Source organism: Inhella crocodyli (assembly GCF_004004565.1).
Lineage (GTDB): Bacteria > Pseudomonadota > Gammaproteobacteria > Burkholderiales > Burkholderiaceae_C > Inhella > Inhella crocodyli.
In genome coordinates, this window is sequence record NZ_SACM01000002.1 from 99,702 (window position 1) to 113,849 (window position 14,148).

At 69.8% G+C, this 14,148-nt stretch carries 15 protein-coding genes; 12 read left to right on the plus strand and 3 right to left on the minus strand.

What is annotated here, in order from left to right:
* The first annotated feature begins 9 nt into the window (after window positions 1-9).
* Both EOD73_RS08375 and EOD73_RS08380 read left to right on the plus strand, forming a co-directional pair.
* Window positions 10-1,902: a potassium transporter Kup gene (locus EOD73_RS08375; RefSeq protein WP_127682550.1), complete on the plus strand. Its 1,893-nt coding sequence runs from the start codon at window positions 10-12 to the stop codon at window positions 1,900-1,902.
* A 13-nt stretch (window positions 1,903-1,915) separates the two neighbouring features.
* Window positions 1,916-3,070, plus strand: coding sequence for a benzoate/H(+) symporter BenE family transporter (locus EOD73_RS08380; RefSeq protein WP_240660650.1), 1,155 nt, complete (start codon window positions 1,916-1,918; stop codon window positions 3,068-3,070).
* Here the strand turns inward: EOD73_RS08380 and EOD73_RS08385 are convergent.
* Window positions 3,057-3,833 carry a class II glutamine amidotransferase gene (locus tag EOD73_RS08385; protein ID WP_164846003.1) on the minus strand — a complete coding sequence of 259 codons (777 nt, stop codon included), beginning with the start codon at window positions 3,831-3,833 and terminating at the stop codon, window positions 3,057-3,059. The genes EOD73_RS08380 and EOD73_RS08385 overlap by 14 nt on opposite strands.
* A 55-nt stretch (window positions 3,834-3,888) precedes the next feature.
* Between EOD73_RS08385 and gshB the strand changes: the two genes are divergently transcribed.
* Both gshB and EOD73_RS08395 read left to right on the plus strand, forming a co-directional pair.
* Window positions 3,889-4,860, plus strand: coding sequence for a glutathione synthase (gene gshB, locus EOD73_RS08390; protein WP_127682552.1), 972 nt, complete (start codon window positions 3,889-3,891; stop codon window positions 4,858-4,860).
* A 24-nt stretch (window positions 4,861-4,884) separates the two neighbouring features.
* Window positions 4,885-6,750, plus strand: coding sequence for an ATP-binding cassette domain-containing protein (locus tag EOD73_RS08395; protein WP_127682553.1), 1,866 nt, complete (start codon window positions 4,885-4,887; stop codon window positions 6,748-6,750).
* On the opposite strand, the gene EOD73_RS08400 is transcribed toward EOD73_RS08395, so the two are convergent.
* Window positions 6,751-7,371, minus strand: a complete 621-nt coding sequence (locus EOD73_RS08400; RefSeq protein ID WP_127682554.1) for a response regulator — start codon at window positions 7,369-7,371, stop codon at window positions 6,751-6,753.
* A gap of 92 nt (window positions 7,372-7,463) precedes the next feature.
* Window positions 7,464-8,870 carry an aminotransferase-like domain-containing protein gene (locus tag EOD73_RS08405; protein WP_127682555.1) on the minus strand — a complete coding sequence of 469 codons (1,407 nt, stop codon included), beginning with the start codon at window positions 8,868-8,870 and terminating at the stop codon, window positions 7,464-7,466.
* 67 nt (window positions 8,871-8,937) lie between these two features.
* On the opposite strand from EOD73_RS08405, the gene EOD73_RS08410 reads away from it, so the two are divergent.
* Genes EOD73_RS08410 through EOD73_RS08445 form a run of 8 tightly spaced genes read left to right on the plus strand, consistent with a single transcriptional unit; the run spans window position 8,938 to window position 14,142 of the window.
* A complete protein-coding gene (locus EOD73_RS08410; RefSeq protein WP_127682556.1) occupies window positions 8,938-9,537 on the plus strand; it encodes a LysE family translocator in 600 nt (199 codons plus the stop codon).
* 49 nt (window positions 9,538-9,586) lie between these two features.
* The gene (locus tag EOD73_RS08415; protein ID WP_127682557.1) at window positions 9,587-10,798 is read left to right on the plus strand and encodes an aminotransferase-like domain-containing protein; all 1,212 of its coding nucleotides are present in this window, start codon (window positions 9,587-9,589) and stop codon (window positions 10,796-10,798) included.
* Window positions 10,795-11,262, plus strand: a complete 468-nt coding sequence (locus tag EOD73_RS08420) for a hypothetical protein (RefSeq protein WP_127682558.1) — start codon at window positions 10,795-10,797, stop codon at window positions 11,260-11,262. Before EOD73_RS08415 ends, EOD73_RS08420 begins: the two co-directional genes overlap by 4 nt.
* Complete coding sequence (locus EOD73_RS08425) at window positions 11,259-11,708, plus strand: GNAT family N-acetyltransferase (RefSeq protein ID WP_127682559.1); 450 nt, start codon at window positions 11,259-11,261, stop codon at window positions 11,706-11,708. Before EOD73_RS08420 ends, EOD73_RS08425 begins: the two co-directional genes overlap by 4 nt.
* Complete coding sequence (locus EOD73_RS08430; RefSeq protein WP_127682560.1) at window positions 11,705-12,535, plus strand: PhzF family phenazine biosynthesis protein; 831 nt, start codon at window positions 11,705-11,707, stop codon at window positions 12,533-12,535. The genes EOD73_RS08425 and EOD73_RS08430 overlap by 4 nt, the downstream gene beginning before the upstream one ends.
* Window positions 12,532-12,891: a GFA family protein gene (locus EOD73_RS08435; RefSeq protein ID WP_205702439.1), complete on the plus strand. Its 360-nt coding sequence runs from the start codon at window positions 12,532-12,534 to the stop codon at window positions 12,889-12,891. Before EOD73_RS08430 ends, EOD73_RS08435 begins: the two co-directional genes overlap by 4 nt.
* A 17-nt stretch (window positions 12,892-12,908) precedes the next feature.
* Complete coding sequence (locus EOD73_RS08440; RefSeq protein ID WP_127682561.1) at window positions 12,909-13,607, plus strand: alanyl-tRNA editing protein; 699 nt, start codon at window positions 12,909-12,911, stop codon at window positions 13,605-13,607.
* A 16-nt stretch (window positions 13,608-13,623) separates the two neighbouring features.
* On the plus strand, window positions 13,624-14,142 hold the full coding sequence (locus EOD73_RS08445; protein ID WP_127682562.1) for a GNAT family N-acetyltransferase: 519 nt from the start codon (window positions 13,624-13,626) through the stop codon (window positions 14,140-14,142).
* Window positions 14,143-14,148 lie beyond the last annotated feature (6 nt).

A 14,148-nucleotide genomic window follows, 5' to 3' on the forward strand; every position in this document is an offset into this window, starting at 1 on the left:
TCCTCTTTCGTGGGCACTCCCAACTCGGCGGCCAACAGCCGCTCGCCCGCCGCCCTGGCGGCATTGAGCCTGGTCGCACTGGGCGTCGTGTTCGGCGACATCGGCACCAGCCCGCTGTACGCCCTGCGCGAGACCTTTCACGGGGCCCACTTGGCCGTGACGCGGGACAACGTGCTGGGCGTGCTGTCCCTGTTGTTCTGGACGATGACGGTCGTCGTGTCGTTCAAGTACGTGCTGCTGATCCTGCGCGCCGACAACAACGGCGAAGGCGGCCTGATCGCCATGATGGCCCTGGCCACCAACGCCGTGCGGGACAAGCCCGTGCTGCGCCGCCGCTTGATGTTGCTCGGTCTGTTCGGCACGGCCATCTTCTTCGGCGACGCCGTGATCACGCCCGCGATGACCGTTTTGGGCGCGGTCGAAGGCATCGACGTGTACGCGCCGGAGTACCACGGGCTCATCTTGCCCGTCACGCTGCTGATCCTCACGGCGCTGTTCGCCTTCCAGCGCCTGGGCACGGCGGTGGTGGGCAAGGCCTTCGGGCCGATCATGTTGGTGTGGTTCGTGTGCCTGGCCTTGCTGGGCGTGCCGCACATCGCCGCCAACCCCGATGTGCTGAGCGCGCTGAACCCCGCCTACGCGCTGGACTTCGGCTTGCAGCACCGCTGGATGGCCTTCGTGGCCCTGGGGGCCGCCGTCCTGGTGGTCACCGGCGGCGAGGCGCTGTACGCCGACCTCGGCCACTTCGGCAAGCGGCCGATTCGTTGGTCTTGGTACGCGTTGGTGATGCCCGCCCTGACGCTGAACTACTTCGGGCAGGGCGCCTTGCTGCTGCGCGAGCCCGAGGCCATCAAGAACCCCTTCTACTTGCTGGCGCCGAATTGGGCCGAATTGCCCCTGTTCGCCCTGGCCACCCTGGCCGCCACGGTGGCCTCGCAGGCGCTCATCACCGCGAGCTTCTCGGTGGCCAAGCAGGCCATGCAGTTGGGCATCCTGCCGCGCATGCGCATCTGGCACACCTCGGTGAAGGAAACCGGCCAGATCTACGTGCCGGCCATCAACTGGGCCCTGTACGCCTTCGTGGTGGTGGCCGTGGTGTTTTTCGGCTCCAGCAGCAAGATGGCCGGTGCCTACGGCGTGGCGGTGACGATGGACATGACCATCACCACCGTGCTGACCTTCTTCGTCATCCGCCACGGTTGGAAGTACCCCTTGGCGCTGTGCATCGCGGCCACGGGCGCCTTCTTTGCCATCGACGTCCTGTTCCTGGCCTCGAACCTGCTGAAGGTGCCCTCGGGCGGTTGGTTCCCGCTCGCGATTGGCATCTGGTGCTTCACCTTGATGCTCACCTGGAAGCAGGGCCGGCGCTTGATGGCCGACAAGCTGCGCGAGGATGCCATCGACTTGAAGAGCTTCCTGCAAGCGGTGTTCGTGAGCCCGCCCACGCGGGTGGAAGGCACGGCGGTGTTCATGTCCAGCGAGGCGGGTGTGACGCCCAACGCCCTGCTGCACAACCTGAAGCACAACAAGGTGCTGCACGCGCAGAACCTGTTCGTCACCGTGAAGCACCACGAAGTCCCCTGGATCGGCTTCGACCGCCGCGTGCAGGTCGAGGCCTTGGGCAACAACTGCTGGCAGGTGAGCCTGCATTTCGGCTTCAAGAACGAGCCCGACGTGCCCGAGGCCCTGCAGCTCTTGAAGCAGCAAGGCATCGTGCTGGACGACATGGACACGAGCTACTTCCTGAGCCGCGACATCGTCATGCCCACCATCGGCGGTGGCATGGCGCTGTGGCGCGAAAAGCTGTTCGCCAGCATGCACCGCAACGCCGCGGGCGCGGCCGACTTCCTGCACCTGCCCACCAACCGCGTGGTGGAGTTGGGCTCGAAGGTCGAAATCTGACCGGGCGCCGCTGGTGGGCCTGACGCGACGCGACCTGCCGGCCCTCGTGGCGGGGGCCGTGGTCGTGCTGGTGGGATTCACGAGCTCGGTCGCCTTGGTGTTCCAGGCGGCCCAGGCCGTGGGGGCGAACGCCGCGCAAACCGCCTCCTGGCTGTGGGCCTTGGGCCTGGGCATGGCGTTCACCTCGATCGGCTTCAGCTGGCGTTACCGGCAGCCCGTGCTCATCGCCTGGAGCACGCCGGGGGCGGCCTTGATCGCGGCCAGCCAGGGGGTGAGCTTGCCGGCCGCCACAGGCGCCTTTTTGCTGTGCGGCCTGCTGATCGCCGTGGCCGGTTACAGCGGCGCCTTCGCCCGGCTCATGGACCGCATCCCGGTCGGCATCGCCAGCGCCTTGCTCGCCGGCGTGCTCGCCCGCTTCGGCCTGGACGCCGTGCGCGCCACCCCCGATGCGTCGCTGCTGGTTGGCGCCATGCTGTTGACCTACTTGTGGGGGCGCCGCGCGCTGCCGCGCTGGACGGTGCCCGCCGTGCTGGCGGTGGGCCTGGTCGGCGCGGTGGCCTTGGGCCTGGTTCGCCCGCTCGCGTTCGAGGGCGGTTGGGGCGCCGCCCCGGTACTGGTGCGGCCGACCTGGGACCCGGCCGTGCTCATTGGGCTGGGCTTGCCCTTGTTCGTCGTGACCATGGCCTCGCAGAACCTGCCGGGTGTCGCCGCCATGCGCGCGGGCGGCGTCAACGTGCCGCTGTCGCCCGTGATCGGTGGCACGGGCTTGGCCACCCTGCTCTTGGCGCCCTTCGGGGGCTACGCGCTGAACCTGTCGGCCATCACCGCCGCCATCGTGATGAGCCCGGAAGCCCATGAGGACCCCCAGCGGCGTTGGCTCGCTGCCGTCGCGGCCGGCGTGCTGTACGGCGGGGTGGGCCTGCTGGGCGCGGCCGTGGTGGGCGTGTTCGCCGCGCTGCCCAAGGCCTTGGTGCTGGCCGTGGCGGCGCTGGCTTTGCTGGGCAGCATCGGCAACGGATTGGCAGCGGCGCTGGCCGACGCACGAGAACGCGACGCAGCCGCCTTGACCTTTTTGGTCACTTTGTCGGGGGTGACCGTGGCCGGCATCGGGGCTCCCTTTTGGGCCGTGCTGGCGGGCGGGCTCGCGTTCGTGCTCAGGCCACGTTGATCGGGTGCTCGGTGGTGCGACCGTCGGCGTGCAGGCACAGCGCGGCACCGGGGTTCAGCGCGGTCCAGCCCTCGGGGTCGCCCTCCAGGGGCTCGCTGGCCACCATCTGACCGTAGTCGGCGCGGTGGTGGTAGAGCGTCGGCGGGCGGTCGTCGCTGGCCCAGCGGAAGGCGAACACGTCGTCGCCATCGGCCAGGGCGGCCGAGAAGCGCAGGGGGTCGGGGATCTGCGCCTCGCGCATCAGGGTTCGGACCTCGCCGAGCACCTGGCTGACCGCCTCGACCGGGCCGAAGCCGTTGACGATGCGCTCGACGATCAGCAGGAACAGCAGTTCCGAGTCGGTCGCCCCGCGGCGCTGGTGCCACAGGGTGTCGGGCAGTTGCGCTTCCAACTGCCGCCGCACCAAGCCAAAGCCGCCCACTTGCCCGTTGTGCATGAACAAGAAGGTGCTGGTGGCGAAGGGGTGGCAGTTGCTCAACGCGATGCCGCCGCCCGTGGCCGCGCGGACGTGGGCAAAGAACAGGTGCGATCGCACGTGGGCCGCCAAGGCGCGCAGGTTCTCGTCGCTCCAGGCCGGCGTGACCTGGCGGTACACGCCCGGGGTATCGCGGTCGCCGTACCAGCCCACGCCAAAGCCATCGCCGTTGGTGACCATCTTGGCCTCCTCGGCGCGCAGGCTCTGGCGCACCAGGGAGTGCTTGGGGCGGCAGACCAAGTCTTCCAAGTAAATGGGGTCGCCGCGGTAGGCCAGGAATCGACACATGGCCCCGAGTGTGCGGCGTGCCAAACTGGTCGGCCACCGCAAACACCCTGACGCCATGGACTTTCTCGTCGTTGCCGACCCGTTCAGCACGTTCAAGACCCACAAGGACAGCACCTTCGCCATGCTGCGCGAGGCCGCCCGCCGCGGCCACCACCTGTGGGTGTGCGAGCCCTGGCAGCTGCGCAGCGAACCGGGGCATGGCGTTCGCGTCACGCCCACCCGCCTGCACCTGAGCCTGGACGCCCTCAACAGCCACGCCGGCCAGCACGTGCCCGACTGGGTGCAGGCCGCCGAAGACGCCACGCGCCGCCTGGCCGACTTCGACGCCGTGCTGATGCGCAAGGACCCCCCCTTTGACGCCGAGTACGTCTACGCCACGCACCTGCTGAGCCAGGCCGAGCGCGAGGGTGCGAAGGTCTTCAACCGCCCGGCGGCCTTGCGCGAGCACCCCGAAAAACTCGCCATCCTCGAGTTCCCGCAGTTCACGGCGCCCACCCTGGTCAGCCGCGACATGGCGGCGCTGCGCGCCTTCCATGCCGAGCAGCAGGACTTGATCTTCAAGCCCTTGGACGGCATGGGCGGCATGGGCATCTTCCGCGTCAAGGCCGACGCGCTGAACCTCGGCGCCATCCTGGAGCAGCTGACCCGCGATGGCACGCAAACCATCATGGCGCAGCGCTACTTGCCGCAGATCAGCGAGGGCGACAAGCGCGTGCTCTTGATCGATGGTGTGCCCGTCTCGCACGCGCTGGCGCGCATCCCGCAAGGCGGCGAGGTGCGGGGCAACCTGGCCGCCGGCGGCAAGGGCGTGGCCTTGCCGCTGACGCCGCGCGAGCGCGAGATCGCCGAATTCCTCGGCCCCATCCTGGCGGCACGGGGCCTGCTGCTGGTGGGCCTGGACGTGATCGGCGGGCACCTGACCGAGATCAACGTCACCAGCCCGACCTGCTTCCAAGAGATCAGCGCCCAGGCGGGCGTGGATGTGGCGGCCTTGTTCGTCGACGCGCTGGAGCGCCACCTGGGCTGAAGCGCCCAGGGACAATGGGTGTCTATGGCCCTGTTGTCCCTCTCCCAAGCCCACCTGGCCTACGGCCACTGGCCGCTGCTCGACGCGGCAGATTTGTCCCTGGAGGCTGGCGAGCGCGTCGGCCTGATCGGCCGCAACGGCAGCGGCAAGAGCAGCCTGCTCAAAGTGCTCGCCGGGTTGGAGAAGCTCGACGACGGTCTGCTGCAACGCGAAAAGGGCGTGCGCATCGTCTACGTGCCGCAAGAGCCCGTCTTCGAGCGCAACGCCACGGTGTTCGAGGCCGTGTCCGAGGGCGTGGCCGAGGCCCGCGACCTGCGGGCCCGCTTCGAGGCGCACGCCGAGGGCGACGACCTCGACGCCCTCCAAACCCGCATCGAGCAGCTCGGCGGCTGGACCTGGGAGCAGCGCGTGGACGAGGCCTTGCACCGCCTGGCCCTGGACGGCGACCGGCCGGTGGCCGAGCTCAGCGGCGGCTACAAGAAGCGCGTGGCCTTGGCCCAGGCCTTGGTGGCCCAGCCCGAGGTGCTGCTGCTGGACGAGCCGACCAACCACCTGGACCTGGACGCCATCCTCTGGCTGGAAGAGCTGCTGAAGAACTTCGAAGGCAGCCTGCTGGTCATCACCCACGACCGCGCCTTCTTGGACGCGGTGTGCACCCGCATCGTCGAGCTGGACCGCGGCCAGCTGCGCGGCTACCCCGGCAACTTCGCCGCCTTCGAGGCCGCCAAGCAGCGCGAGCTGGAGAACGAGGCCCTGGCCAACGCCCGCGCCGACAAGCTGCTGGCGCAAGAAGAGGTGTGGATCCGCAAGGGCGTGGAAGCGCGCCGCACGCGCTCGGTGGCGCGCATCGCCCGGCTGGTGAAGCTGCGCGAGGAGCACGCCCAGCGCCGCAACCTGCAGGGCAAGGCACAGCTGCAGGTGGAGGTGGGCGAGCGCAGCGGCAAGCTGGTGGCCGAGCTGGACAACGTGCGCAAGGCCTTTGGCGAGCGCGTGATCGTCGACGGCCTGACCGCCACCTTCCTGCGCGGCGACAAGGTCGGCCTGATCGGCCCCAACGGCGCGGGCAAGACCACGCTGCTCAAACTCATCCTGGGCGAGCTGACGCCCGACAGCGGCCGCCTGCAAACCGGGACGCGCCTGACCGTGGCGCATTTCGACCAGATGCGCGCCGGCCTCGACTTGGACGCCACCCTGGCCGACACCATCAGCCCGGGCTCCGAGTTCGTGGAGGTCGGCGGCCAGCGCCAGCACGTCAACAGCTACATGGTGAACTTCCTGTTCAGCCCGGCGCGCGCCAACAGCCCCGTGCGCACGCTCAGCGGTGGCGAGCGCAACCGCCTGCTGCTGGCCCGCTTGTTCGCCCGCCCAGCCAACGTGCTGGTGCTGGACGAGCCGACCAACGACCTGGACATCGAAACGCTCGACCTGCTGGAGGAGATGCTGATCGACTACCCCGGCACGGTGTTCTTGGTCAGCCACGACCGCCGCTTCCTGGACCGCGTGGTGACCAGCACCCTGGTGCACGAGGGACCGGGGCGCTGGCGCGAGTTCGAGGGCAGCGTGCAAGACTGGTTGACCCAGTCGGCCCGCGCCGCCGCGGCCGACAAGGCCGCGAAGAAGGCCGAACCGCCGCCGGCGCCCGCTGCGGCACCCGTCGCGCCGGCGGCGCCCAAGCGCAAGCTCAGCTACAAGGAGCAGCGCGAGTTGGAGGCCTTGCCTAGCCAGATCGCTGCGCTGGAGGCCGAACAGGCCCAGCTGCAAGCCCTGCTCAACGGCAGCGAGCTGTACACGCAAGGCGCGGCCCGCATCGCCGAGGTCACCGCGCGGGCGGGGGCCATCGACGACGAACTGCTCGCCTTGCTCGAGCGCTGGGAAGCGCTCGGCGGCTGATCAGCGCTGCAGCTTGTGCGCCGGCACGAGGTCCTTGACCCCGTGCAACTGGGCCATTTGTTCGCCACGGCTGATGACCACGGTCACCACCTTGTGCGGCTTGCCGTCGAAGCGCACCGAGTCGCCCACGCGGATGGGCGGCGGCACCGGGGGTAGTTCGATGCGACGCTGCTGGCGGACGTCCAACTTGCCCTTGGACTCGGCGTTCAAGCGGGCGGCCAGCTCGGGTCGCTCGCGAGACAGCCACTCCAGGTTGGCCTGCGTGGTGCGCTTGAGCTCCTCGGCCGTGAACGGTTTTTTCAGCAAGAAGCGGGAGCCGGCCGCGCGGGCCGCTGCCTCCACCTCGGGGCCGACGTCGAAGCTCATGAAGCCGACGTGGCAGGTGGGGTGTTGGGCTTTGATGTGCTGGTACAGCTGCACGCCCGTCATGTCGGCCTTGCCGAACCAGTCGGTGATCAGGAAGTCGGGCGGCGTGTCCATGGCCTGGATGAGCGCGCTGCCGGTGTCGCTGAAGCAGTGGATCGAGTCGGGCGCGAAGCCATAGCCTTCAAACAGCCGGCGGGCGAACACCTGCACGCCCTCCAAGGGGTCGACGACGAAGAACTGAAGCGCGGCGGGCATGGGCAAGAACCTGGGAATCTGCGGCGAATTATTCGGGGCTCTGGCCAGGTGGAGGCGCGGCGACTTGGAAGAAATGCCGCCTATTCGGCATTTCAGGCCAATTCCTGCCGGCGGGCGCTCAGGGCGCGCCAGAACGCAGGGGCTTGGGCGCCCACGAAGTTCACGCGCATGTGCGTCCCGCCGCGGCGGTCGGGGTGGAACAGGCACTCGGGGGCCGTGCGAAAGCCGTCCAGTGCCAGCGCCTGCGCCAGGCGCTCGCTGTCCACGCCCGTGTCCAGCCAACCGAACAGGCCTGCCGGCGGGCCGCTGAAGGCGCAGCCGGCTTGCTCGGCCAGGCGGCGGCAGCGCGTGCGCGCGCCCTCCAGGCGCTCGTTCAAACGCTCGGTGTGGCGGCGCAGGCCGCCGCGCTGCAGCAGCAGGGCCAGCGCGCGTTCGGTGATGGGCGAACTGGCCAGTTGCTGGACCATCTTGCGCGCGCACAGGCGCTCGATGGCCTCGCTCGGCCCGGCCACGCAGCCCACGCGCAGGCCGGCGCCCAGCACCTTGGCGTAGCCCGTCACGTACAGGGTGCGCCGCAGCCCGTCCAAGGCCGACAGGCGCGGCAGGTGGGGCGGTGCGAAGCCGGCGTAGGTGTCGTCCTCCACGACCCAGCAGCGGCCGGGGCCGGCGGCTTCGGTGGCGCGCAGCACCTCGTGGGCCTGCGCCAGGCTCAGCGACTGACCCGTGGGGTTGTGCAGCACCGACACCGTCACGTACAGGCGCGGGCGGTGCTGCTGCGCCAGGCGCGCCAGCACGGCCAAGTCCGGCCCCTGCGCCGTGCGCGGCACGGGCAGCAGGCGCAGGCCGGCCTGGGCCAGGCGGGCGTACTCGATGGGCCAGCCCGGGTCGTCCACCAGCACGGCGTCGCCCGGCTCGGCCAGGGTGTGGGCGATGAGGTCCAGCGCGTGGGTGGCGCCCACGGTGGTCAGCACCTGCGCCGGGCTGGCGTGCACGCCCACGTCGGCCAAGCGGTGGGCCAGGGCCTCGCGCAGTTCGACGTCGCCCTGCGGGTCGCCGTAGCGCAGCAGCAGGGCGTCGTGCCCGGGGCCGGTGGCCTCGCGCAGGGCGCGGCGGATCAGCGCGGCGTCCAGCCACTCCATGGGCAGGGTGCCGTGCGCCGGGCTGGGGGTGGCCTCGCTGTTCATCAGGCTGCGCATCAGCGTCAGCGAGTCGTAGGGCGCCGTGACCGTCGCCGCTGGCGCGGTCGCTGGACGCGCGACGGGGCCGCGCTGCTCGCGCACGAAGAAGCCGCGCTTGTGCCTTGCCTCCACCAATCCCTGGGCCTGCAGGCGGTCGTAGGCCGCCACCAGGGTGGAGGGGCTCACGCCTTGCAGCTTGGCGCCTTCCCGCACCGAGGGCAGGCGGGCGCCGGGCAGCAGCAGCCCGTGTTCGATGCGCCGAGCCCAGTCCTGCGCCAAGCGTTGGGCCAAGCCGCCGTCTGTGTGGGTCACCGAGACCATACAGATTGTCTTTCTGTGAATGAATCTGTATGGCCACTGTACTGCTTGGCAGGTCTATGCTGGCGCCATGACCCCCGAGTTGCTCCTCGCTTTCGCCCTGTTTGCGGTGGTGTCCTCGATCACGCCGGGGCCCAACAACCTGATGCTGCTGGCCTCGGGGGTGAACTTCGGTTTTCGCGCCACGGTGCCGCACATCCTGGGCATCGGCACCGGCTTCGCGGCCTTGCTGCTGGCCGTGGGTTGGGGCTTGGCGGCCCTGTTCGTGCGCTGGCCTGTGGCCCACGCGGTGCTGCAGTGGGTGGGCGCGGCCTACCTGCTGTGGCTGGCCTGGCGATTGGCGCGGGCCGGTGCGCCGGCAGAAGGCCCTGCGCGGGCCGGCGGCCCCTTGGGTTTTTGGGGGGCGGCGGCTTTCCAGTGGGTCAACCCCAAGGCCTGGATCATGGGCGTCACCGCCTTCACCACCTACGTGCAAACGCCCAGCACCGGCACCGTGGTGGCCATGGCCGCGCTCTTCGCGCTGCTCAACCTGCCGTGCCTGTCCGTTTGGGCGCTGCTGGGCAGCCGGCTGCGTGGCTGGATGGCCGTGGGTCGGCGCCAGCGCGCCTTCAATGCGCTGATGGGCGCCCTCTTGGTGCTCAGCCTTTGGCCCATGCTGCGCCAGACCTGAAGCGCGGCACCGCACAATCTCCCCCATCCATTTCAACGAGTTACCGACCATGAACACCCCCTGGACCCTGGCGAACCGTGCCGCGCGGATGAACCCGTCGATCATTCGCGAGATCCTCAAGGTCACCGAGAAGCCCGGCATCCTGTCCATGGCAGGTGGCCTGCCCAGCGCTGACACCTTCCCGGTCGAAGAGATCAAGGCCGCCTGCGAGCGCGTGCTGACCGACAGCCCCCGCGAGGCCTTGCAGTACGCCGCCAGCGAGGGCTTTGCCCCGTTGCGCGAGTGGGCCGCCGCCCGCGTCAAGCGCGAGATCGGCATCGACGCCACGCCCGACCAAGTGCTCGTCACCAGCGGCTCCCAGCAGGGCCTGGACCTGGTCGGCAAGATCCTGTGCGATGCCGGCGCCCCCGTGGCCGTGGAAACGCCCACCTACCTCGGCGCCTTGCAGGCCTTCACGCCCTACGAGCCCCTGTTCCACAGCCTGGACAGCGACCTCGAAGGCCCCACGCCCGAGGCCATCCGTGCGCTGCCCACGCAAGCGGCTGGCACGCGCTTCATGTACCTGCTGCCCAACTACCAAAACCCCACCGGCCGCGTGATGAGCAACGCCCGCCGCGACGCGGTGATGGAAGCCGCCCGCGCCGTGAACGTGCCCGTGGTGGAAGACAACCCCTACGGCGACCTGTGGTTCGACGAGCCGCCGCTGCCCGCGCTGGGCAGCCGCTGGGCCGAAGGCAGCATCTACCTGGGCAGCTTCAGCAAGATCCTCACGCCCGGCTTCCGCCTGGGCTATGTCATCGCCCCCAAGGCCCTGTACCCCAAACTGCTGCAGGCCAAGCAAGCGGCCGACCTGCACACCCCCGGCTTCAACCAGCGCGTGGTGTACGAGGTGATCAAGGACGGCTTCCTGGACCGCCACATCCCCACCATCCGCGCTCGCTACAAGGCCAACCGCGACGCCATGGCCGAGGCCCTGACGCAGCACCTGCCCGAGGGCTGCGACTGGCAAATGCCCAAGGGCGGCATGTTCTTCTGGATCCGCCTGCCCGAAGGCCTGAACGCCATGGCCCTGCTGCCCACCGCGGTGGAGGCCAACATCGCCTACGTGCCGGGTGCGGCCTTCTACGCCGCCAACCCCGACCCGCGTGCGCTGCGCTTGAGCTTCGTGACGCTCACGCCCGAAAAGATCCGCGAAGGCGTGGCCATCTTGGGCCGCGTGCTGAACGATGCGCTGAACGGCAGCCACGCACCGACGCCGTGAAGCTCTGGCAGGTCGCACTCTTCGTGGCGCTGACCTGTGCCCTGGGCCTCGCGCAGGCGGGATCCGCCACGCCGAGGCAGGCGATGCAGGCTTACCTGGCCGATGAACTCAGTGGCGCCCGGTTGGATAGCGAACGCTGGCGCCGCTTTCTGGCTGATCGCGTGATGGCCGGCGAGGGGTACGACGAGTCTGGGTGGGACGCAGTGGATCTGGTGACTGCCGCGCATGTAGGTCCCATGACTTGCCGCGACGCACGCCACTGCACGGCTGAGGTGCGTTTTGTCTTGGCACCCGTGCAGGTCGCGGCCGCCGCACCTGAAGGCGGCGCACCAAACGCTCGAGTTGGTGAGATACGGGAAGGCTACGTCTTGATGCGCGCTGCCGACGGTTGGCGGGTGGCGGCCTGGCCGCATGCCGACCCATTGCCGCGTCCAAGGGTCACACCCAAGGCCTGGCAGCGATGAGCCAGTCGCTCATGCGCGACGTCGATGGCCGCCGCTACGCCATCCGCTTTGACGCGCTCGACGTCGACGCCGTCCACGCCATGCTCAGCCGCGCCTACTGGTGCCGCGGCATCCCGCGCGAGACGGTGGCCAAGGCCATGGCGAATTCGCTGTGCGCCAGCTTGTTCTGTGGCGACGTGCAGGTCGGCATCGCCCGCTGGGTGACCGACCGCGCCACCTTCGCCTACCTGTGCGACGTGTTCGTGCACGAAGACCACCGCGGCCTGGGCCTGGGCGATTGGCTGGTGGGCGAAGGCCTCAAGCACCCCGACCTGCAAGGCCTGCGCCGGCAGCTGCTGTTCACCGCCGACATGCACCGCCTGTACGCCCGCCACGGCTTTGAACCCTTGGCCACGCCCGAGCGCGGCATGGAAATCGTTCGCCCCAACCTGTACCAGACCCCATGAGCCGCCGCTACGCCGTCGTCGACGTCTTCACCGCCACGCCCCTGATGGGCAACCCGCTGGCCGTGGTGGTCGACGGTGAGGGCCTGGACGAGGCCGGCATGCAGCGCTTGGCGCGTTGGACCAACCTGAGCGAAACCAGCTTCTTGCTGCCGCCGAGCGACCCGGCGGCCGACTACCGCGTGCGCATCTTCACCCCCGGGGGCGAGCTGCCCTTCGCTGGGCACCCGACCTTGGGCAGTTGTTTTGCTTGGCTGCAGCACGGCGGCCAACCCAAGACGCCCGGCACCGTGGTGCAGGAGTGCGGCATCGGGCTCGTCACCGTGCGCCAAGGCGAGCGATTGGCCTTCAACGCGCCGCCCTTGCGCCGCACTGGCCCCGTGGAGGGCGACCAGCGTCAGCAGGCCATCGACAGCCTGGGCCTGCGCGCCGACGAGCTGCTGGACCTGCAGTGGATCGACAACGGTCCCGGCTGGATGGGCGCGCGATTGGCCAGCGCCGAGCGCGTGCTGTCGCTGCGCCCGGACTTCGCCCGCATGCGCGGCCTGAAGCTCGGGGTCGTCGGCCCGCAGCCGGCGGGCAGCGAGACCGCCTTCGAAGTGCGGGCCTTCGTGCCCACCCTGGGCGTGCCCGAAGACCCGGTCACGGGCAGCCTGCAGGCCGGGATGGCCCGCTGGCTCATCGGGGCCGGCCTCGCGCCTGAGCGCTACGTGGCGGCGCAAGGCCAAGCACTTGGCCGCGCCGGCCGCGTGCACGTCGAGCGCGAAGGCGAAGCCGTGTGGATCGGCGGCGACGTGCTGGCCCTGGTGCGCGGCGAGCTCGCGCTGTGACCCGCCCCGTGCAGCGCACCACCGGCGCCTGCCACTGCGGCGGCGTGCGCTTCGCCATCACCACCGACTTCCCCGAGCTGACGCAGTGCGATTGCTCGATGTGCAAGCGGCGCAGCGCCACCATGGTCAAGGTGCACGAATCGGCCTTCGAGCTGTTGGCGGGCGCCGAACTGCTGACCGAGTACCAGTTCCACACTCGCACCGCGCGGCACTTCTTCTGCAAGGTGTGCGGCATCTACCCCTTCCACCGCAAGCGCGTGACGCCCGATCACTTCGGCGTCAACGTGGCCTGCCTCGACGACTTCGACCCCACGGGCATTCCCCTGCGCCAAGCGGTGGGCGCGGCGATGCCCTGACCGCCATGACAGCGCCCATGACCGACGAACTCTTCCGCGACGACGCCAACCTGCTGCACTGCGAAGCCACCGTGGTGGCGTTGGAGGAGGGCGGCGTGGTGCTGGACCGCACCGTGGCCTACCCCTTGGGCGGCGGTCAGGCCGGCGACACCGGCTGGCTGCGGCAGGGCGAACGCCGCTGGCGCTTGACCGACACCCGCAAGAGCAAGGTTCATCCCGGTGGCGTGCTGCACCTGCTCGAAGGCGAACTGCCCGCGCTGGGTGCGGCCGTGTCCGTCGAGGTCGACGCCGCGCGCCGCCAGGCGCACCGTCGCTTCCACACCGCCACGCACTTGCTGTGCGCGCTGCTGCCCTACCCGGTGGACGGCTGCTCGATCACCGACACCTACGCCCGACTCGATTTCCACACCGACGAGCCCTTCGACAAGGCCGCCATCGAAGCCGGCCTGGCCCGCCTCGTGGCCGAAGCCCACCCCGTGCGCCACCGCTGGATCGACGAGGCCGAGTTGGACGCGAACCCGGGCCTGGTGCGCAGCATGAGCGTGCAGCCCCCCAGGGGCCTGGGCCGGGTGCGCGTGCTGGAGGTGGAGGGCGTCGACCTGCAACCCTGCGGCGGCACGCACGTTGACAACACGGCCGACATCGGCGGCCTGGTGGTGGCCAAGATCGAGAAGAAGAGCGCCAAGACGCGCCGCGTGGTGCTGCAGTTCGCCTGACTACACTCGCTGCGCGATGCCCGACGCGCCTTCTTTTCAGCTGCTCACCCCCAGCACCGACGCCGAATGGGCGGAGGCGCGCAGCATCCTGCGCGAGTACGCCGCCCAACTGGGGGTGGACCTGTGCTTCCAAGGCTTCGAAGAGGAGCTTCAACAGCTGGGCGTGCACTACGCCGAGCCCCACGGCGTCTTCTTCCTGGCCATGCTGGATGGCGCGGTGGCCGGCTGCGGCGGTTTCCGTCCCCTGCCCGACGTGGACTACCCCAACGCCTGCGAGATGAAGCGCCTCTTCGTCCGCCCCGCGTTCCGCCGCTTCGGGCTGGGACGCTTGGTGGCCCAGGCCTTGATGGACCGCGCCCTGGAATCGGGCTACTCCACGATGCTGCTCGACACGCTCGACGACATGGAGGCGGCGCGGGGGCTGTACGAAAGCCTGGGCTTTGAAGACATCCCGCCGTACTACTTCAACCCCATCCCCGGCGCGCACTACCTGAAGGCCGAGTTGGGCGCGCCGCGTCCGAGTTACTTCGGGTAACCCACC

Bases quoted from the DNA above. Each gene is read 5' to 3' on its own strand.
- EOD73_RS08425 (WP_127682559.1), top strand. From the start codon at position 11,259: ATGAGCCAGTCGCTCATGCGCGACGTCGATGGCCGCCGCTACGCCATC.
- EOD73_RS08400 (WP_127682554.1), bottom strand. From the start codon at position 7,371: ATGCCCGCCGCGCTTCAGTTCTTCGTCGTCGACCCCTTGGAGGGCGTG.
- EOD73_RS08430 (WP_127682560.1), top strand. From the start codon at position 11,705: ATGAGCCGCCGCTACGCCGTCGTCGACGTCTTCACCGCCACGCCCCTG.
- EOD73_RS08415 (WP_127682557.1), top strand. From the start codon at position 9,587: ATGAACACCCCCTGGACCCTGGCGAACCGTGCCGCGCGGATGAACCCG.
- EOD73_RS08395 (WP_127682553.1), top strand. From the start codon at position 4,885: ATGGCCCTGTTGTCCCTCTCCCAAGCCCACCTGGCCTACGGCCACTGG.
- EOD73_RS08405 (WP_127682555.1), bottom strand. From the start codon at position 8,870: ATGGTCTCGGTGACCCACACAGACGGCGGCTTGGCCCAACGCTTGGCG.
- EOD73_RS08385 (WP_164846003.1), bottom strand. From the start codon at position 3,833: ATGTGTCGATTCCTGGCCTACCGCGGCGACCCCATTTACTTGGAAGAC.
- gshB (WP_127682552.1), top strand. From the start codon at position 3,889: ATGGACTTTCTCGTCGTTGCCGACCCGTTCAGCACGTTCAAGACCCAC.
- EOD73_RS08410 (WP_127682556.1), top strand. From the start codon at position 8,938: ATGACCCCCGAGTTGCTCCTCGCTTTCGCCCTGTTTGCGGTGGTGTCC.
- EOD73_RS08445 (WP_127682562.1), top strand. From the start codon at position 13,624: ATGCCCGACGCGCCTTCTTTTCAGCTGCTCACCCCCAGCACCGACGCC.
- EOD73_RS08440 (WP_127682561.1), top strand. From the start codon at position 12,909: ATGACCGACGAACTCTTCCGCGACGACGCCAACCTGCTGCACTGCGAA.